This window comes from Puniceicoccus vermicola (genome assembly GCF_014230055.1).
In the GTDB taxonomy this organism is placed as follows: Bacteria; Verrucomicrobiota; Verrucomicrobiia; order Opitutales; family Puniceicoccaceae; genus Puniceicoccus; species Puniceicoccus vermicola.
Map to the genome: position 1 here is coordinate 1 of NZ_JACHVA010000023.1, position 18,793 is coordinate 18,793.

General features: G+C 55.3%; 12 protein-coding genes. 7 read left to right on the forward strand and 5 right to left on the reverse strand.

What is annotated here, in order from left to right; translation table 11 throughout:
- Together H5P30_RS21845 and H5P30_RS01970 are read right to left on the reverse strand one after the other, a co-directional pair.
- Positions 1-282 (reverse strand): hypothetical protein (locus H5P30_RS21845; protein WP_221774255.1); only part of this gene is annotated, 282 nt, incomplete at its 3' end.
- Between the two features lie 221 nt (positions 283-503).
- Complete coding sequence (locus H5P30_RS01970; protein ID WP_185691289.1) at positions 504-2,339, reverse strand: hypothetical protein; 1,836 nt, start codon at positions 2,337-2,339, stop codon at positions 504-506.
- A gap of 372 nt (positions 2,340-2,711) precedes the next feature.
- Between H5P30_RS01970 and H5P30_RS01975 the strand changes: the two genes are divergently transcribed.
- The 6 genes from H5P30_RS01975 (at position 2,712) to H5P30_RS02000 (ending at position 11,895) form a co-directional block, all read left to right on the forward strand.
- A complete protein-coding gene (locus tag H5P30_RS01975; RefSeq protein WP_185691290.1) occupies positions 2,712-4,727 on the forward strand; it encodes a VIT domain-containing protein in 2,016 nt (671 codons plus the stop codon).
- The gene (locus tag H5P30_RS01980; protein WP_185691291.1) at positions 4,724-6,052 is read left to right on the forward strand and encodes an exosortase/archaeosortase family protein; all 1,329 of its coding nucleotides are present in this window, start codon (positions 4,724-4,726) and stop codon (positions 6,050-6,052) included. The genes H5P30_RS01975 and H5P30_RS01980 overlap by 4 nt, the downstream gene beginning before the upstream one ends.
- A 218-nt stretch (positions 6,053-6,270) precedes the next feature.
- Positions 6,271-8,556: a tetratricopeptide repeat protein gene (locus H5P30_RS01985; protein ID WP_185691292.1), complete on the forward strand. Its 2,286-nt coding sequence runs from the start codon at positions 6,271-6,273 to the stop codon at positions 8,554-8,556.
- A gap of 5 nt (positions 8,557-8,561) precedes the next feature.
- Positions 8,562-9,926 (forward strand): glycosyltransferase family 2 protein, encoded by a 1,365-nt coding sequence (locus H5P30_RS01990; RefSeq protein ID WP_185691293.1) that lies wholly within the window; start codon positions 8,562-8,564, stop codon positions 9,924-9,926.
- A complete protein-coding gene (locus tag H5P30_RS01995) occupies positions 9,923-10,078 on the forward strand; it encodes a hypothetical protein (RefSeq protein ID WP_185691294.1) in 156 nt (51 codons plus the stop codon). The genes H5P30_RS01990 and H5P30_RS01995 overlap by 4 nt, the downstream gene beginning before the upstream one ends.
- Before the next feature lie 158 nt (positions 10,079-10,236).
- Positions 10,237-11,895, forward strand: a complete 1,659-nt coding sequence (locus H5P30_RS02000) for a beta-galactosidase trimerization domain-containing protein (RefSeq protein WP_185691295.1) — start codon at positions 10,237-10,239, stop codon at positions 11,893-11,895.
- A gap of 1,251 nt (positions 11,896-13,146) precedes the next feature.
- On the opposite strand, the gene mutS is transcribed toward H5P30_RS02000, so the two are convergent.
- The gene (gene mutS / locus H5P30_RS02005) at positions 13,147-15,669 is read right to left on the reverse strand and encodes a DNA mismatch repair protein MutS (protein ID WP_185691296.1); all 2,523 of its coding nucleotides are present in this window, start codon (positions 15,667-15,669) and stop codon (positions 13,147-13,149) included.
- Between the two features lie 32 nt (positions 15,670-15,701).
- Here mutS and H5P30_RS02010 point away from each other — a divergent pair, with 32 nt between their 5' ends.
- Positions 15,702-16,532, forward strand: coding sequence for an alpha/beta fold hydrolase (locus H5P30_RS02010; RefSeq protein WP_185691297.1), 831 nt, complete (start codon positions 15,702-15,704; stop codon positions 16,530-16,532).
- A gap of 229 nt (positions 16,533-16,761) precedes the next feature.
- On the opposite strand, the gene H5P30_RS02015 is transcribed toward H5P30_RS02010, so the two are convergent.
- Both H5P30_RS02015 and H5P30_RS02020 read right to left on the reverse strand, forming a co-directional pair.
- Complete coding sequence (locus H5P30_RS02015) at positions 16,762-17,310, reverse strand: MCP four helix bundle domain-containing protein (protein WP_185691298.1); 549 nt, start codon at positions 17,308-17,310, stop codon at positions 16,762-16,764.
- A 119-nt stretch (positions 17,311-17,429) separates the two neighbouring features.
- Entirely contained in the window at positions 17,430-18,788 is a 1,359-nt protein-coding gene (locus H5P30_RS02020) for a TrpB-like pyridoxal phosphate-dependent enzyme (protein ID WP_185691299.1), read from the reverse strand.
- Positions 18,789-18,793 lie beyond the last annotated feature (5 nt).

Genomic DNA, 18,793 nt, shown 5'->3' on the forward strand with positions numbered 1-18,793 from the left:
GTAGTGAGAGCTTCCAGCTCTCTCGTACGTAGGAGCGGTCCCTGTAACGTGGGAATCGGCAGCTAAAGCAGCCGGTCCTTGGAAGGTTCCGTCGCGACCATGGGCCGTCAAGTGCCCTCGCACCACATCCGAAAAAGTACTGCCACGGCAAAGGTCAAAGTAGTGAGAGCTTCCAGCTCTCTCATGCGTAGGAGCGGCCCCCGTGACGTGGGAATCGGCAGCTAAAGCAGCCGGTCCTTGGAAGGATTCGTCGCGACCATGGGCCGTCAAGTGCCCTCGCACCACATCCGAAAAAGTACTGCCACGGCAAAGGTCAAAGTAGTGAGAGCTTCCAGCTCTTTCACCCGTAGGAGCGGCCCCCGTAAGGCGGGAATCGGCAGCGAAAGCAGCCGGTCCTTGTTGGGGGAGATGATCCTTGGCGGAACTACTTCTGTATCCGGATATTTCTACGAGCAGTCGGTGCAGATACCATCCCCCGCCGCACTTATCGATTTCTATCCGGACTAATAGCTGAATTCGACCGTCTCACCGGAATCGGTGGTGACGCTCAGAGTTCCGCCCATGGTTACGGTCAGTTGGGTGTAATCTTCGCCATCAACCGGAACGACCGATCTTACGTAGGTTGGCACAATGTCATCGTAGGTGGCTTCGGTTACGCCTTCCTCGAGAATGTATTGCTGGCCTCCAGAGGCGATCTGGCGGAGGTTGTTCATAATCGTTTTCTGCTCGGCTTGGGCGGACATGCTCGAAGGGTAACCATAGCTGTTGCTCTGAGGAAACATGCCCGAAGTTGCGGGAACGTCTGGAGCCGGTGGATACTGTACCGTCAGTCCGGTGACGGTGGTGACCACGAGTGGTTGATCATCGGCAGTAACGACCAGCTGCGAGTAGTCTTCGCCCGCTACCGAGGGTAGTGGAGAAAAGTATTCGCCGACGATCACGGAATAGGGTGCTTCGGTTACACCGTTTTCCAGCATATACTGCTGGCCGGCCGCACTGACTTGTCGGAGATTATTGAGAATGGCTTTTTCCTGGCTGGTGGCCCGTACCTTTTGAAAGGCAGGAACGGCCATCGCAGAGGTCATTCCCACCGCAAAGACGACGGGTTGGATTGCGAGTTGAGCCATGGTGGTGCGATGGGAGTAACTCATATTGGAAGCGGTATAGAGACCTTCCGGACCGACCGTAGTGACCGAGGCTGCCGGATTTGGCATATCGGGAATGAGGAGCTTGATGATATCGAGAAAGGCGGGCTCCATTGCGGGATTACTGTCCATCGAAGAAGTCATCATATCTCGAAACGCCTGGGTGTATTCGGGAGTCACGTAGGAGAAAAAGACGCCGTCCGAGGGGAGCTGATTGGCGGCCTTCCGGAAGGCATCGGTGTCTTTCAGCTTATCCTTGTTCTGCAGACATGCGTCCAAGTAGGTCTGACTGGAGGCAAGAAAGAGCCGTTTGGTTTGCGTATCGGCGACGATCACGGGCTGGATGTAATCGAATGGTGCCGGGAACTGCTCTGTGGCGCGCAGCTCGAATCCGTTGTCGGTATCCTTCCATTCAACTTGGGGCTGGCCTTGGAGAGCGGGCTTGAGCGACTCGAATAGGTCCGTGACTCCGTCGAGAACAATCAGGGCATCGGTGTGAGGAAGGCTCCCATAGAATCCGAACGGGAGGAGATTCTCGGAGTCGAAATCGAGAATGAGGATCCCGCGATTTCCCGAGGCTTCAATGACCTGGTTCACGGTGCGATTACCCATCTCCGGAACGGGAGATTGTAGCCATGCAGCGATCATTCCACGGCCGAAAGGACCAGCGACTGCGTCCCCAATTCCGAGGATGGTGTCGCGCAAGGTTTCAGGGCGGTAACTCATCTCCATCACGAGATCGGAGGTGGAAGGGGCCAGATCAAGTGAATCGAAAGGATGGGGGGCATCGCCGAAGAACTGGAAAAAACCGGTGGGACCTTCAGGGAAATAGAGAATCGAGCGGTTGTGGAACATCCCGTCTCCAATCTCCCGGGAGCTGAGTCCGATGGCGTCGAGGCCACTGAAGCCAGCTGCGGACAGCATCTTCTCGAAATTGAGTGGAAGTGGGGGAACGTCAGGCACCTCGCTCTTCACCTTGTTGGCGATCTCGGTCAGGGTCTTGCCCAACTTTTCGGTCTCATGGGTGAGATCCATGTAAGCATAAAAAACTCCACCGAGATCCAGAAACTCGGAAACTGCGTCAAACTGCGGAGCCCGATCCTCCTTGGGGAGAAGTCCTGCCGTGTCCTGCTCTTTTGTGCAGGCATTGAGGATAAGGAGTACGCAAGCGAAGAAGGGGATAGCTTTTCTCATCAGAGGAGATGCTTCGTGTTGGTGAGGCGGGAGGCAACTCTAAATGGGCCAATCCGAGTCGGAATCGGTTAACAAAAGCGTGACGGGTTTTGGAACGAAACGATCCTATTTTGCCCGGTCTTCTGGGAGCGCAGCGCTTCCGCCTGCGGGCGGTAGCAAAGGAAAATACCGAAAACGCAGGCTTCCGACTTTCGCCAAGGCTTCTGCAGACATAAAAGCACCGCGCGTCCCTGAACCCCTCCGTGGCTTTCTCAAAGAATGGCTGTAATTGCCTGGCGAAGTCCCTCGGGTTACCCCGGAATCGGAGAGAATTCATCGTCTTTCCACAAGACCTCCACATTCCCTCCATCTGGATCTTGAAGAATGAGGGAGATGAAAACCAAAAACATTCTTATCCTTCTCTCTGCAGGCTTCGGTGGGCTTCTCCTCATGGGTTCCGCGCGAGCGAACTCCCCTGGGGAGTCTTCTACAGACCGCACCGAAGTGCCCTATTTTTGGACGCCTTCGATGAAGGAAGGAGTTGATGCGTTGCCGCTTAAATCGACCGATGTTCAAGTGAAGATCGAGGGGATGTTGGCCACGGTCACGGTGAGTCAGGTCTACCGCAATGAAGGAACGGTCCCGATTGAGGCGTCCTACATTTTTCCGGGATCGACGCGGGCTGCGGTGAACGATCTCCGTTTTACGATTGGAGAACGGGTGATTTCCGCGGAGATCCAGGAAAAGGAGGAGGCTCGTCGCACCTATGAAGCCGCGAAAACCGAGGGCAAGCGAACCGTTCTCCTCGAGCAGCACCGTCCGAACGTGTTTCAGATGAAGGTTGCCAACATCCTTCCCGCCGATGTGGTTTCGGTGCAGCTAGTCTATACCGAAACGTTACCCCGTGAGAACGGGGACTACGAGTTTGTCTATCCCACGGTGGTCGGTCCGCGCTATGTCGGAGACCCGGAAGCACAGGCAGGAAACTCAACGGAATGGGTGCACTCTCCCTTTCTCTCACCGGAGACCGAGGTTGCGGCCCCAGAGTTCCGCTTGTCGGTCGATCTGACTCCTGGCCAGACGATCCGAAGAATCGGCTCTCCAAGCCACAAGGTGGACATCGATTATCGGGAGGCGGACCATGCTGTTCTCGAGCTGACCCCCGCACCCCTGCGATCGGATGATCGAGACTTTATCCTCCGTTACTCGTTGGCTGATGAGGAACCGGAAGTGGGGATTCTGCTGACGAAAACTGAGGACGGCGGCTACTTCCTCGTCAATCTGGAGCCACCTGCACGCCAGGCTTCGGGGGTGGCAATGCCGCGCGAATATTTGTTCTTGCTCGATGTTTCGGGTTCGATGGAAGGGTTTCCTCTCACCATCGCAAAGCAAGTAATGGGCGGACTGATCGAGGATCTGGGATCTGGCGACTCTTTCAATATCGTCGCATTTGCCGGAAGTTCCGAAGTGTTCTCCGAGAGGGTTTCTGCAAAAGTGAGTCCTTCTTCGAAACAGAGGGCCTTGGAATGGATCGATGGGCTTAGCGGCATGGGAGGGACCAACCTGCTTCCAGCCCTTAAGAGGGTCTTACAGCTGCCGCGGGATGAGGGCACTTCTCGAACGGTCGTTGTCATCACGGATGGATACGTGGTTGTGGAGCGGGAGGCGTTTGAACTCATCCGGAACTCGCTCGGGGAAGCCAATCTCTTCGCCCTTGGCATTGGTTCCTCAGTGAATCGGCATTTGATTGAGGGAATGGCCCGAGCGGGAGGCGGCGATGAGTTTGTCGCGACCAATATTCGAGAAGGAAAGGAGGTCGGTGCTCAATTGATCAAAATGGTGCGGAATCCGGTGCTGACTCAGATCTCATTGGATTGGGAAGGCTTGGAGGTAAAAGAAATGCTTCCGGAGCGGCAACCGGACCTCTTTCTGGATAAGCCGGTTCGAGTTATCGGTCGCTTCGAAGGTGAGTGGGGCGGTCGCCTGACTGTAACTGGGAAAGCGGGCTCTGACGACTTTGAGCAAACCGTCGAACTCGGTAATGGAAACCAACCTTCCGTGGGTTCGATCGGGATTCTGTGGGCGCGGGAAAAAGTTCAGGCTCTGACGGATTCACTGCTCTTCGGGGACGAAGGATCGGTCCGAAGCCAGATTGTTGAGCTGGGTCTGCGCTACCGGCTGCTTACTCGCTACACATCTTTTGTTGCGGTAGAAGAGGTCATTGCCCGGCAGGAAGAGGATCTGGCTACGGTTAAGCAACCCGTTCCGCTTCCCGCTGGAGTGAGCTCTCTCGCGGTCGGGGCCGGTATCCCCGCTTCACCCGAGCCCGAAACCGTAGGATTAGTCCTATTGGTATTGGGAGCGCTGGCGGTATTGTTCTGGAGTTCCCGCAAGAAGGATGCGCAATGAGGAGACAGATTCCCTGGGGGAGTCTCCTGTTTCTCTTAGCGTTGTTGACTCTCAGCCTGCCGTCCGCCCGCTGGTATGTTGCGCGCATGCTGGACGGTGCGGACGAGCCCTACGGGATTCTCGCCCTCGGAGTGTGGTTGTGGTTTCTTCCCTGGAAACGTTTTCGGCGGGATTTCGTCGCGAATACATTTCCAAGTGGGGTGGAGGCTCTGCTGTGGATTCTGGTGATTGCGATCATCCTCTTCGGCCCGGAGTGGCCAGCACTCCTTCGGGCGGCCCTGCTCGTTGGGATGATTTCGACGTCCGCGATTATCCGGGGTATGCCTCGGGGAGCGGTCGTTCTGGGCTTTCTCAGTCTCCCGATTCTCGCTAGCCTCGACTTCTACCTCGGCTTTCCCATGCGTTATGCATGTGGCTGGGTGGGAACTGAGGGTCTTCGGGCCGTCGGGGTCCCCGTATCCTTGAGTGGGATCCGCATGTTGGTCGAGGGGCATGAGATTGTCATCGATCGTCCCTGCAGTGGACTGAAGTATCTGTGGTTCGGTTGGTTCTTTGCCGGATGCCTCATGGCCCAATATCGATTAGCGGCCCAGCGGGTACTGGTTGGCTCCTTGTTGTCAGGCCTGATCCTTTTCCTTTCCAATGCTTTGAGGGTCACGGTTCTCTTTCTTCTCGAATGGCGCGGTTGGGGGAGCGCCAGAAGCCATGAGATTGCCGGTCTGATTCTGTTCGGGGCGGCGCTATTCGGAATCTTTCTGGCAATTCGCGGGATTGCGCGGGGAGGGGAACCGAAGTTCGAACAAGAATGGTTCTTGGGTCGGGGGACATTCGTTTCACCATTTGTTTGGATCTTCGTGTTCGGCGTGATTGGAGCGACATATGGAGCCCCTTTCCTCCAAAAGGAGGACGCGTCGAACGCCCGATTGGCTAAGGTTGAGCAGATTGCCATTCCCTCCGAGTTTGGCGGTCTCGTCTTGGACCGGGCGTTTCAAGAGGGTGGGTTGCAGGCTCAGCTCTATCACAGTCAGGAAGGAATGGTTCTGATCCGTGAGATTCGCCGGCCGACCCGCCGCTTGCATTCTGCCGAGGATTGTTTTCGCGGAGACGGATGGAAGATCGAAACGGCACCGCTCTGGAAAGACCCCTATGAAAGGAATTGGCGGCGGTTTTATGCGTCGCGCGATGGCTCCCGCCTGGAGGTGCGTCAGAGGATCGAGGGGAGCGATGGCTGGACTGGAACCGATATCTCCGAGTGGTTCTGGAATGCGACCACCGGACGAACGAAAGGGCCTTGGAAAGCGTGGGTCGTCGTTCTCGAGGCATAGGAGGAGCATTCAGGTCACGGCACGAGGAGCGGGTAAGGTCCTTAGCTCCACATTTTGAATTCGGAACAGGGTTGATTTCTGAGAGAATTGGAGATGATCTTTATTCAGCTCTGAACTGCTCCGCCAGCGTGACGAATCTCTGAAAGTTCTGATTCATTACGTTAAAACCTTGTAAAATTCAGGGCTATTCATTCCGCTATCCCTTCTGAGCTCTTTCCATGGTTTCTCGACTTTTCACCCGGATCACGATTCTCGTCGCAATTCCAACTTTGTTTGCGATCGGGTATGTCGTGTCTGGACAAGAAAATGACCCGGCGCTTTTGATTCGTGCCCGGGAACTGCGCTTGAACGAAGTGTATTTGGAGAGTGCGCGGGTCTATCGGGCATACTTGGCGGAGTATCCGGATGATCTTGAGGCACGGCTCGAGTTTGGAGAACTACTGGTGCTACTGGATCAGCCAGTCGATGCGGCGAATCAGGTGATTCCGATCCTCAATGAGGAGCCCGACAACGCCGAGGCGCGTGAGATATTTGACCAGAGTCTGGTGAAGATCGAAGAGGATCTCGATCCCACAAATTCTGTAGGGTTGCTCCAAATCGCTCGATTGAAACGGTTTTCGGGGAACGAAGAGGAATCGCAAGAATACTACATTCGTTATCTTCAGGCGGTGCCTGAGGACTCGCTCGCTTTACATGAGCTTGCGCAGATGGTCTATGATTCCGGCGATCACGAGCGTGGCCAGGCGCTCCTCGTTGAAGCCATTCGGAAGGCACCCGACGACGAAACCCGCAAGGAACTCCTCTTGAAACAGGCGACCTGGCTTTCGTATGACGAGGAAACGCAGGACGAGGCGGTGATAGCCTTTCAGGATCTTCTGGTCGAATACCCGGATATGGCTCAGGCCTATCTGAATCTGGGAGATCTTTATCGTTACCGAGGCGATTACGAAGAGGCCGGCGAAGCCTACTTGAAGGCCATTCAATATGGAGGCGCTAGCGAAAGAGCGACCGAGGGATATTTTCAGGTTTTGCTTCAGACACGCGCGTTGCAGACGGCACGGAAAGAAAAAATAGCCGGGAACTACGAGGAGGCGGTTACCTTCTATGAGCTTCATTTCCAGGAAATGGAACTTACCCGACAAAAATTGGCACAAATCCAAGCCTTGGAAGCCCAAGGGGTCGCAACCGAGAATCAGGTGATGGCGGCTGACTTTTTCGAGCGTTTTCTGGCCGAGACTCCTGATGAAGTCACGATCCGCCTCGAGGCCGCCGATTCCTATGCTCAAATCGGAGAAACCGAGCAAGCAATGGAAGAGACTGAGCGGGCTATCGAGTTGAAGCCCGACGACCGTGAGATTCGCTTGCAGCTAGCGCGTTATCAGACCTATGACTCCGATTCCGTGGTTGAGGCGGGCGAAACCCTCGACGCGGTAGCCGAAATTTTTGGACCCGATGCCGAAGTGTCCACATTGCGAGGCGATGTTTACCGTTTCGAAGGGGATTACGTTGAAGCGAGCGCGGCCTATCGACGGGCTTTGGAGGAGAATCCCAATGATCCTGTGGCACTTCAAGGTCTTGAGGAAATTAAGAATGCCTTTTCTCCTGAGTTTTACGGAGGCCTTGGATTTATTCGCGATTGGTCCTCGGATTTTGATCACTTTTTCTTGGGGCTTGGGCTTCGGAATGTCTTTTCGGGCATTCAGCATCGAGTCGACTTGGAAGTAGACGCGCTCTACTACAATCAACCGGTTTCTACCCAGAATCCCGAGTTGTCGAACAACACGAACAGCGTTGCGGGTACGGATGTTATGGTGTCGGTGAGTGGCCCCATCGAACGCCCGTGGTCCTATCTTCTCTCGCTGGGAGCCAATTTCTACAACAAGGTGGATTGGACCCCCGTCGGTCAGTTGGCACTCGGTTACGCCGGTGATCAAGTAAATGCGGTCTTCGGATTTCGTCGGAAGGAGGCCGTAGACGACCATTACAATTTGAGTGCGCTTCTGGATGAAGTGCGCATGAACGACTTTTTCGGGCAGGTCATTTATCAGACGATTGGAGACGAAGTCTGGGAGCGTTGGCAGGTTGAGGGCTACGGGGAGACTGGATGGTTTTCCGACGATAATTATCGCTCGCGAGGCTTGTTGACCTTGATGAACCGCACCTATGAGTCGGCAGAGGATTCCTTGAAGCTTGGGGTTCGTGGCCTTTATACCAATTACAGATTTCAGTCTCTGAATTACTTTTCGCCGTCCGATTATTACGGGATTGGCCTCACTGGGAGACTTGATCACCATTTTAACGAAGATACCGATGGGGGAGTCTCCGCGTCTGCCATCTGGATCGAGCAGGTCGAAGAGTTTGATATCGCCGTAGGCGGATACCTATATCACCAGATTTCCGATTCGGCTCGTGGTAGCCTCCGGCTGGACTACGGCCAATCGACATTTCAACAGGGAGACATCCGGTCAATCAGCGGTCGCGCCGAAGTGGAGATCCTGTTCTAAAAACCATGAAGTCTTGGTTTATTCGTCTCTCCTTACTGCTGGCCATACTGCTCTTCATGGCGGTAGCTGGGCTGGCGGTGTGGCTGCTTATTGAGCGCACCGATCATACGGTCTCGAAGTGGTTGGCTACGGCCGCTTTCAGCTTCGTTATTATTTTCGTGTCCGTGTTGATCTTGCGGGTGCTGTTTTTCGCTTTTTTTGCGATGGTTCACCTCTTTGTTTATCGGCGCGGTCTGGCCTCCGATGACAAGAGTCCGCGTTGGGAGGGTCGAAACCAGCCGAAGGTTTCCATCATCGTACCAGCCTATAATGAAGAAAAGGTGATTGCCGAAGCGATCCGTTCCCATTTGCGGATGGATTATTCCTCCTTTGAAATTGTCGTGGTAGACGATGGCTCGACAGATAAAACCACGGAAATGGCCCAGCAAGTTGCCGATGAGGACGCGGCCGGCCGGGTTCAGGTGCACAAGATACCCAATGGCGGAAAAGGGAATGCCTTGAACTATGGCATCCGGGTCGCCAAATCTGAGTTTCTACTTTGTGTGGATGCCGACAGTCGTCTGGATCCCGATTCGCTGAACTATGCGGTGCGGCATATGAAAGATCCCCGCGTCGCGGCCGTTGCGGGGAACGTGAAAGTGCTGAACCGGCACAAAATTCTCACCAATCTCCAAGCCCTCGAGTACATCATCGGGCAGAATCTGATGCGGCGTATTCAGGGCCTCTTCCGTTGTGTCGGTATTGTCCCCGGGCCGTTTGGTCTCTTCCGGAGGAGTGCGATTGAGCAGGTAGGATTATACACCGACGATACCTTCGCGGAGGATTGTGACTTGAGTCTTCGTCTCCTCGCTTCGGGCTGGCGCATCGTCGACGAAATCAACTCCGTGGTCAGGACGGAGGCCCCTGAGAAGCTCAAGCCCTTTATCAAACAGCGCTACCGTTGGACACGAGGGGTTTTACAGGCGCTGCGTAAGCATAAGCATGGATTCACGGGGCGGGGTGGCATCCGACTCTGGTTTGTGCTTATCAATATGTTTTTCGACGGCGTGATTTGGCCGGTCGCTAACCTCTTGGCACACGCCTGCGTCTTTTATCTAATCCTTGAGTTCGGTCTCGTGACCTATCTGGTCTTTTGGTGGATCCACTTTACGCTCTTGGATATGGGCTTGGCTCTGGTTTGTATTGCCAGCGAGCGAGAGACCGCCCGCTTGGTCATTCACATTCTTTTCTACCGCTTGTTTTTCCTCGTGATCATGGATGTTTGTAAGCTCCTCTCGTCCTTTGAGGAGGTTTTCCAGATCAAAATGGGCTGGGGTAAACTCGAACGCACCGGTTCGGGTGGCAACACCAAGGAGGTTCCCGTATCATGATTCCTTTCGAACTACGTGATTTCATCAACATCATGTCGCTGATTATTTTCGGCGGCGTCGCAGTTTCCTGTGTCTTCGCGGTCTTCGCCTACTTTTTGGCGATCAACCGCAAGAAACGGCAGAAGAGAATCGAGGAGAAAAAGGCAGCTTAACGATGACGGCCCCTCGGCGCACATCGGATTTGATACCGTCTCAGGCGGGTTTCAAAGGCACGTTTCTGGCTGGGATTCTGATCCTGGGCTTTTGCGTATGGAACTACTGGTACCTTATCCTCGAAACGAATGATCGAGTCCCTACCGATCTAGAGGTCGTGATTCCCCAGCTCGCCGAAGTCCAGCTTTACGAGAATGAAATTCGCGTGGGGGTATACGATTCGGCGGCCACACGAATGCACTACCGCCAGATGCGCTTCGACTACGGAAGTGTGCTGAGCTCATGGAAGGATTTTCTGGAGAATATGGGGCTCGCCTATGACCCCTTTCTCAAGATCGAGAACATCAGCGATTACGATATTGTGATCTTGCCCTTCACCGCCTGCCTTAGCGATTACGAAGCACGGGTGATCAAGGAGTATGTCGGCAATGGTGGCCGATTGTTCATGACGGGAACGGTGGGATCCCGATTCGAGGATGGCGATTGGCGGGATGAGCCGGTTTTCGGAGATATTGTCGGTGCCCGTTTTGTGGGAAACGCGAATCCGAGCCCCAAAGGTCCAGCCCGCCTTTCTCTCAATCGCGATCTTCCGGTTTCCTTGCGTTGGACCCCTCGGCGAAGTCTCGTGATCCCGTCTTACAACGAGGTGCTGGTCATTCGTCCAATTGGAAGCCGAATGAATATCGTGGCCAAAGCTCCGTATTATCGGAGGGACGAGACCTATGACGAACTGGTGGCAATCTGTTACGGGCCCTATCTGAAAGGTGAAATCGTCTGGTCCGGTGTGCGAATCGCTGCGGCCCCAAGTGGCGATGAAACGGCTGAAAGAGCTTTCCGTGAGCTTTTTGTGAACATGATGGTCTGGCTTGCAGATCGACCGCGCGTAACGACTTCTACATGGCCGGAGAAAAAGAAAGGTGCGCTGGGTCTTGTCGTCGAGTTTCCAGAGAAATCACCACTGCGGCTGTTGTCTAAAATTCAGAAAACCGAGCAGCCGATTGGGGTGTTGGTGAGTCCACAACAAGCGAATCAGCTTGTTGACCTCCCGGGGGTAGATCAGCTGGATGTTGAGTGGATCCTTCATCTCGATCCTGCATTTCTGAAGTCCAATGAATTTGAAGAAATGGGGGCAAAACTGAGATCGTTAAAAGCCCGGGTGGAAAAGACCCTGAATACAACCTTGTCTGGGGTCATGGTCGACGGAATGCGGCCACGTGATATGGCTTCCATCGCTCTCGACGCAGGTTTCGTCTACCTTCTCTCGCCGCCGACTGATGGCATTGAGGAGTATCCGGAAATTTTTGCCTCGGTCCGTAGGAAGGGCCCCTTCGAAGCTCCTGAAGTCCTTTCACTGGCGCCATTCCGAGAGAAGCTCCCCGAACAAATCTCCCCGACCGACTGTTTCTTTGTCGTCTTGCCTGCAGAGGATTTTCTGGAGCTGAAAACGCCCCTAAAGTTCACGGGGCTCGATGATCAGAAGGAGCTGTGGAAAGCCTTCCCGAGGGAAATTGTCAACTGGCGCTCCGATCGGAATTCAGTGGTTATGGATGAAGAATTTCTTCCGAACGACCGTCTCCGGCTCCGGATCAGTAACGGTTCCTATACCGAATTTCACCAGTTCCCTTTCTCCATCGGATTCGGTGGTTCCATTGAAAAGGTTCTCATCTGGCCGAAGGCGGTGGGCCAACCTCCGCCCGATTTGGTTTCGAAGAAAAACGGAGATTGGCATTTCAGTATCGACCGCTTCCGGCCGGGAATGACCCTGGAGTTCATCTTTACGCCTTTGAAGGAAGGGGAGACTCCCTCGAATTTCTAATCGGGTATAGAGTTTCCGTGTTGAAGTGAGTCTGCCGGCGAAAGGGGTGCGTTTTGTTAATCGAGAGCTGGAAGCTCTCGCTACTTTGTTTGGCAGCGTTCTGGTTGTTTCCGGGCGATTGCGGGCCGAGGGGCGGTTCTCAAATGTTCCGGATCGACTTTAGTCGTTCCGCCGAGTCGGCCGAGAACGGTGTGAGATCTTAAAGAGTTTCCGCGTTGAAGTGAGTCTTTCCTCGGATGGGGTGCGTTTTGTCCGAAGCGGGCGTTTTGATAATCGAGAGCTGGAAGCTCTCGCTACTTTGTTTGGCAGCGTTCTCGTTGTTTCCGGGCGATTGCGGGCAGAGGGGCGGTTCTCAAATGTTCCGGATCGACTTTAGTCGTTCCGCCGTGTCGGCCGAGAATGGTGTGAAGCTTTATCGAGTTTTCGTGTTGAAGTGAGTCTGTCGGCGGAAGGGGTGCGAGTTGTCCGAAACGAGCGTTTTGGTAATCGAGAGCTGGAAGCTCTCGCTACTTTTTTTGACAGCGTTCTTGTTGTTTCCGGGCGATTGCGGGCAGAGGGGCGGTTCTCAAACGTTCCGGATCGACTTTAGTCGTTCCGCCGAGTCGGCCGAAAACGGTGTGAGATCTTAAAGAGTTTCCGCGTTGAAGTGAGTCTGTCGGCGGAAGGGGTGCGCGTTGTCCGAAACGAGCGTTTTGGTAATCGAGAGCTGGAAGCTCTCGCTACTTTGTTTGGCAGTGTTCTGGTTGTTTCCGGGCGATTGCGGGCCGGGGGGCGGTTCTCAAACGTTCCGGATCGACTTTAGTCGTTCCGCTGAGAACGGTGTGAGGTTTTATCGAGTTTCCGTGTTGAAGTGAGTTTGTCAAAGGATCGGGTGCGTGTTGTCCGAAGCGGGCGTTCTGGAAATCGAGAGCTGGAAGCTCTCGCTACTTTGTTTGGCAGCGTTCTGGTTGTTTCCGGGCGATTGCGGGCCGAGGGGCGGTTCTCAAGCGTTCCGGATCGACTTTAGTCGTTCCGCCGAGTCGGCCGAGAACGGTGTGAGATCTTAAAGAGTTTTCGTGTTGAAGTGAGTCTTTCCTCGGATGGGGTGCGTGTTGTCCGAAGCGGGCGTTTTGATAATCGAGAGCTGGAAGCTCTCGCTACTTTGTTTGACATCGTTCTCCCGGTACCGTGCAGCTTCAGCAAACGTTCGCTGCCTCACAGAGATCGGTTACTCGATCCCAGTCCAAGCTCCGCCTCGGGAATAGACCCGCTCTAGAAAAGGCTGAGCTGATCGCTCTCTTTCACGGGCTTCTTTTTCTTCGTCGGAACGTTACTTTGCTGCGGGGCGTTTGTCGCGGTGCTGCCTCCCTCAAGAGCTTCAAGAATTTCTTTTGCGCGGTCTATGACCGGGACAGGAATCCCTGCCAGACGGGCGACTTGGATCCCGTACGAGCGATCAGCGGCACCCGGGATGACTTGTCGCATGAAAACGATTTGGTCGTTCCACTCCTTGACCGAAACCGAGAAATTCCGGAGGCGGGGTAGGCTGTCCTCGAGCCGCGTGAGCTCATGGTAGTGAGTGGCGAAGAGGGTCCGTGGTCCGCGGGGACCTTGGCCGTGCAGGTTTTCAATCACGGCCCAGGCAATGGAAAGGCCATCGTAAGTGCTGGTGCCCCGGCCAATCTCGTCGAGAATAATAAGTGAACGCTCGCTGGAGTTGTTGAGAATATTGGCGGTCTCATTCATCTCGACCATGAAAGTCGAATGGCCGCGAGCCAGTTCATCGCTGGCACCAACGCGGGAGAAGATCCGGTCAATCCAGCCGATTCGGCAGCGGTCGGCGGGGACCCAACATCCAGTGTGCGCGAGAAAAGCGATGAGGGCAACCTGACGAATGTAGGTCGATTTCCCCGCCATGTTTGGCCCGGTGAGGACGGCGATTTGATGGCTCTCGGAGGAGAGGGCGCAGCTGTTCGGGACAAAGCTGTCGGCTCCGGCGATGCCTTCAGGAGAAGAACGTAGCGACTCTTCGATGACGGGGTGGCGTCCGTTCTCGATGTCGATCTCGAGGCTGTCGTCAATCTCCGGGCGAACGTAGCCGCGCATCCGGGAGAGGTCCGCCCAGGCAATGAGGAGGTCGGTCTCCGCCAACGCTTCGGCGGTCCGGCGCAAACCGTCGGCATCGGTGAGGACGCGGTCGACGACTCCCTGAAAGATCTCTTCTTCCCGGGCGATTGCCTTGTCCTCGGCGTTGAGGATCTCCTTTTCTTTCTCTTTGAGGTCCTCGGTGTAATAGCGCTCAGCATTGGTCATCGTCTGCTTGCGCACATACTCGTCGGGGACGAGATGGACGTTCGCTTTGGTGACCTCGATAAAGTAGCCAAAACTGCCGTTGTACTTGATGCGGAGATTCTTGATCCCCGTCTTTTCGCGCTCTTCCTGCTCGCGCTCGGCGACCCAGGTGCGGGCGTTTCGGGCGAGAGAACGGACGCGGTCGAGTACCTCGTCGTATCCATCGCGGATGACTCCGCCGTCGTTCAATTTGCCGGGGAGTTCCTCGGCCATGGTTTTCTCAAGAATCTCTTTGAGTTCAGCAAATTCGCCGATCCGGTTGGCTAGATCGGTCGCCTTCTCGTCTTCAAGGATTTGGAGTCCACTGAGAATTTCGGGGAGCTGGCGCAATGTATCGCGGATGCCGCCGATCTCTCGTGGGTTGCGAATTCGATTTTGTAGACGGCTGAGGATCCGACTGAGGTCCCGGGTTTGCCGGAGAGCGGCACGCAGGTCAGAGGCCTGGATCGTCCGATCATGAAAAATACTGATCAGAGACTGGCGCCGATGGAGTTCGGGAACGTCGCGGACCGGATTGGCAAACCAGCGTTCGAGAAGCCGTGAACCGGCAGCGGTGACGCATTGGTCGAAACAGTCGATCAGGGAGCCGGATCGTCCTCCCTTGGTGACTTCAAAGATCTCCAGGTTGCGAAGGGTCGCGGAATCGACACGGACGGTTTCATCGAGTCGACGCCAGGAAAGCCGATTTAGGTTTCCAGGGGTTCGTCGAAGCATCTCCGACGAGTAGCGGATGAGGGTCGCGGCAGAGGGCACTGCCGGATGCTCCGCATCGATCCCAAAGCCTTCGAGGGAGAGAACTCCCAAGGTTTGGCAGAGTTCTCCCGCCGGATCCCGACTTTCGGTTTCCTCACGATCCAATTGGGTCACGATCGATCGTTTCAGAAGCCATTCGACTTCCTCGGGGAGATCTTGCTGGAAAATGGCGGCAGGGACGACGATCTCGGTGGGAGAGAGTGCGTCCAGACAGCTGACGAGGTCTTCTGGGCGCTCTTCTGAGGCAATCTCGAAGATCCCCGCGGAAAGATCGACCCAAGCGGCGTGAAGGCCCTTCTTGTCCCAATTGAGGGCTGCGAGCCATGAACCGCTACGGGGATCGAGCTGGTCCTCTTCTAACACGGTTCCCGGAGTCAAAATCCGGGTCAGGGCGCGCTCGACGAGTTTTCCGGGCTTCGGTACTTCGGTTTGGTCGACGATGGCCACCTTGAGCCCGGCATCGAGGACCTTCTGGATGTAATTGTCGGCGGCGTGAAAGGGGATCCCCGCCATCTGCGTATCATGGCGCTTGGTCAGGGTGATACCGAGGACCGAGGCCCCACGTACAGCGTCTTCCCCAAACATTTCGTAGAAATCACCAAGGCGAAAGAGGAGCAGGCAGCCGGGGGGGAGTCCTTCCCGAACTTCGCGGTATTGCCGCATCATCGGCGTTTCCTTCTTGGCAGTCATGTATGGGCTGTGTCTATTTCGTTAGCTGTTCTATGGCGATAAACCACCAGAGTTCCACTTCCCGCCCAAATCGCAAAGGGAAAATTCATACCCGAATCCTTTCTGAAGGAAATGGTTCGGAGAATCCTCCGCTGATCATCCTGCCCGGCCTTCTCGGTTCGTCGAGAAACTGGCTGACCGCGGGCCGATCCCTCGGGGAGGAGAGAAGGGTCTACGCCCTCGATCTGCCCGACCATGGGGAGTCGGAGTGGACGGAGGAGCCTTCCTTCGACGAGATGTCCGTCCGAATACTGGAGTGGGCAGAAGAGCAGGGCATTGAAGAAGCCGACTGGCTCGGGCACAGTCTCGGGGGCAAGGTCTCGATGCGAATCGCCTCGGATCGCCCATCGATCGTCCGAAAACTGGTCCTTGCCGATATTTTTCCGAGGGTTTACCCGCCGCATCATGCGAAGGACTTTGCGGCAATGGCCTCGCTCGATCTGGAGTCGCTCTCCGACCGAAAAGCTGCCGACTCCGCGATGGCCGAAGAAGTTCCGGACTGGGCGCTTCGTCAATTTTTGCTGACCAACCTTACTCGATCCGAACAGGGTGGATTCGCCTGGCAGGTCAACCTTGAGGGGTTGCATCGCAACCTGCCTCAGTTGGCAGGGATGCCTTTTGGAGACGGTGACCTTCCCATTGTCGTTCCCACCTTGCTCGTATATGGGGGCAAATCTAATTTTGTACGAGCCGAAGATCTCGAAGATGCGGAAGATTTCTTTGAGGATCTCCGGGCGCGGCGTCTCCCCGAATCCGGACACAACATCCATGTCGAAGCAAAAGAGGACTTTGTCCGGACGGTGAAGGATTTTCTCAAAGGATAGTGTTCCGCGGGCGGTGAGTGACCCGAATCGCTTTGTCCTCGGAGGAACAAGAGCTGGTATTATCCCGCGAAGCTGCCGAACGAAGCATGGAAGCTCTCTCTACTTTGGGGAGACCGTAGGAATGAAAGAACGCGACGGTTCCCCCCCGCGCCGGGCCGTCTACTCTGGCCATAAAAAAGGCCGGACTCACGCGAGGTGAATCCGGCCTGGAAAGTGAATCTCTCCGAATTTACTTGGTGAGTTTGCTCAGGCTCGAGAAGCCGCCGGAGAGGCCTTTGATGGCCGAACCGATTTGGTCTTTGTAAGAGCCCCAGTCGCCGGAAGTAATGCTGCTGGCCTTGTCGATGATGTTGTCGAGGCCGCCGAGCTGATCGGAGAGGCCGGAAATTTGCTTGATGAGAGCCTTTCCGGTATCGCCGGTAACCATCGGAGAAATCTGCTTGAGCATGCCGATGTTCTTCGAAGCCGTAGAGGCGAGACTCTTCACTTGCTTGATGAGAGCGTCCTTGTCGGAGAAGTCGAGACCCTTGACGGATTTCCAAGTGCTGTTGAGCGTGTCCGAGAACCCGGAAATTTTCGAAATTTGGCTCATCGCGTCGTCCATGGAAACGTCGCCTCCGATGAGGCTCTTACCCTTTTCGGTAATCGAGGACAAGAGCCCCCCCGACTTTTCTTCTTTCGCCGAAGCGGCAGAATCGTCAGAGCCCTTTTCCTCGGTGCAGCCTAGGAATGCGAGGCTGGTGAGCAGGAATGAGAAGAGAATTGTGAATGTTTTCATGAGAGCCAGAACATTGAGAAGGGTGCTCTGGATTGGAAAGCAATTTTTGTTAATTTTTCGTATGAAAAATCGTCGTTTTCATTGCCCTTTCGGGCAGGTTTTGGAGATTTGCGAGCCAATCAGACCGACGGAAGACCGGAAAGAGCCATGGCGATTTCACTCTCCGTGTAGTCGTAATCGACGAGTTTATCTCCGAAGTAATTGATGTAGGCCTGCATGTCGAAGTGTCCGTGCCCCGAAAGGTTGAACAAAATGGTTTCTTCTTTGCCTTCCTCTTTACAACGGAGGGCTTCCTGGATGGCTCCGGCTACCGCATGGGTCGTTTCCGGTGCCGGGACGATGCCCTCGGCTTTGGCGAAGGTGATGGCTGAGGAGAAGCACTCGAGTTGCTGAACATTGCGCGCTTCGCAAAGTCCAAGTTCCAGCACCTTCGAGACCATCGGAGCCATCCCGTGGTAGCGAAGGCCCCCAGCGTGGATACCGGGAGGGACAAAGCGACTGCCGAGAGTATGCATCTTCACCAGCGGCGTAAGTTTGGCGGTATCTCCGTAGTCGTAGGCAAATTTCCCTTTGGTCAGGGTGGGGCAGGCCGCCGGTTCAACCGCTACAAGACGAACGTCCCGACCGCCGCGAAGCTTTCGACCGAGATAAGGGAAGACCAGACCGCCCCAATTGGACCCGCCTCCGGTGCAGCCGACAATGACATCGGGCTCCGCTCCGGCCATTTCCATTTGTTCAATCGCTTCCAGGCCGATGATGGTTTGGTGGAGGAGAACGTGGTTCAGAACGCTGCCGAGGGCATAGCACGTGTCATCCCGCTGGGCGGCTTGCTCGACGGCTTCGGCGATCGCCATCCCGAGGGAGCCTGTGCTGTCGGGATCTTCGGCGAGGATGGCACGGCCCGCCTCCGTTTCGGAGGAGGGGCTCGGAACGACTGTTGCGTCAAAGGTCTCCATCAGAGCGGCTCGATAGGGCTTTTGCTCGAAGGAGCAGCGGACCATGAAGACCTTACATTCAAGACCAAACTGGGCACAGGCAAAGGCCAGCGATGAGCCCCATTGACCGGCTCCAGTTTCGGTGGTGATTCGTTTGGTTCCGGAGATGGCGTTGTAGTAGGCTTGGGCAACGGCGCTGTTCGGCTTGTGCGAACCAGTCGGGCTGACTCCCTCATACTTGTAAAAAATCTTTGCCGGGGTGCCCAGGGCCTTCTCCAGTCGACGGGCGCGAAAGAGGGGACTCGGCCTCCAGAGTCGAAGGATGTCGCGGACGGGTTCAGGGATCTCGATTTCCCTCTCGGTCGACATTTCCTGCTCGATGATCGGCATCGGGAAAATGGCACTGAGCTCGTCAGGACCGATCGGCGCACCCGTGCCGGGGTGGAGCGGCGGATCCAGCGGACTCGGTAAGTCTGCGGCGAGATTGTACCAGTGCGTCGGAAGTTTATCTTCTGGGAGGAGGTATTTGAGCTGCTTACTCATGGTTT

Excerpts from the sequence above, each read along its gene's own strand:
- H5P30_RS01970 (WP_185691289.1), bottom strand. The coding sequence starts at position 2,339 with ATGAGAAAAGCTATCCCCTTCTTCGCTTGCGTACTCCTTATCCTCAAT.
- H5P30_RS01975 (WP_185691290.1), top strand. The coding sequence starts at position 2,712 with ATGAAAACCAAAAACATTCTTATCCTTCTCTCTGCAGGCTTCGGTGGG.
- H5P30_RS01980 (WP_185691291.1), top strand. The coding sequence starts at position 4,724 with ATGAGGAGACAGATTCCCTGGGGGAGTCTCCTGTTTCTCTTAGCGTTG.
- H5P30_RS01985 (WP_185691292.1), top strand. The coding sequence starts at position 6,271 with ATGGTTTCTCGACTTTTCACCCGGATCACGATTCTCGTCGCAATTCCA.
- H5P30_RS01990 (WP_185691293.1), top strand. The coding sequence starts at position 8,562 with ATGAAGTCTTGGTTTATTCGTCTCTCCTTACTGCTGGCCATACTGCTC.
- H5P30_RS01995 (WP_185691294.1), top strand. The coding sequence starts at position 9,923 with ATGATTCCTTTCGAACTACGTGATTTCATCAACATCATGTCGCTGATT.
- mutS (WP_185691296.1), bottom strand. The coding sequence starts at position 15,669 with ATGACTGCCAAGAAGGAAACGCCGATGATGCGGCAATACCGCGAAGTT.
- H5P30_RS02010 (WP_185691297.1), top strand. The coding sequence starts at position 15,702 with ATGGCGATAAACCACCAGAGTTCCACTTCCCGCCCAAATCGCAAAGGG.
- H5P30_RS02015 (WP_185691298.1), bottom strand. The coding sequence starts at position 17,310 with ATGAAAACATTCACAATTCTCTTCTCATTCCTGCTCACCAGCCTCGCA.
- H5P30_RS02020 (WP_185691299.1), bottom strand. The coding sequence starts at position 18,788 with ATGAGTAAGCAGCTCAAATACCTCCTCCCAGAAGATAAACTTCCGACG.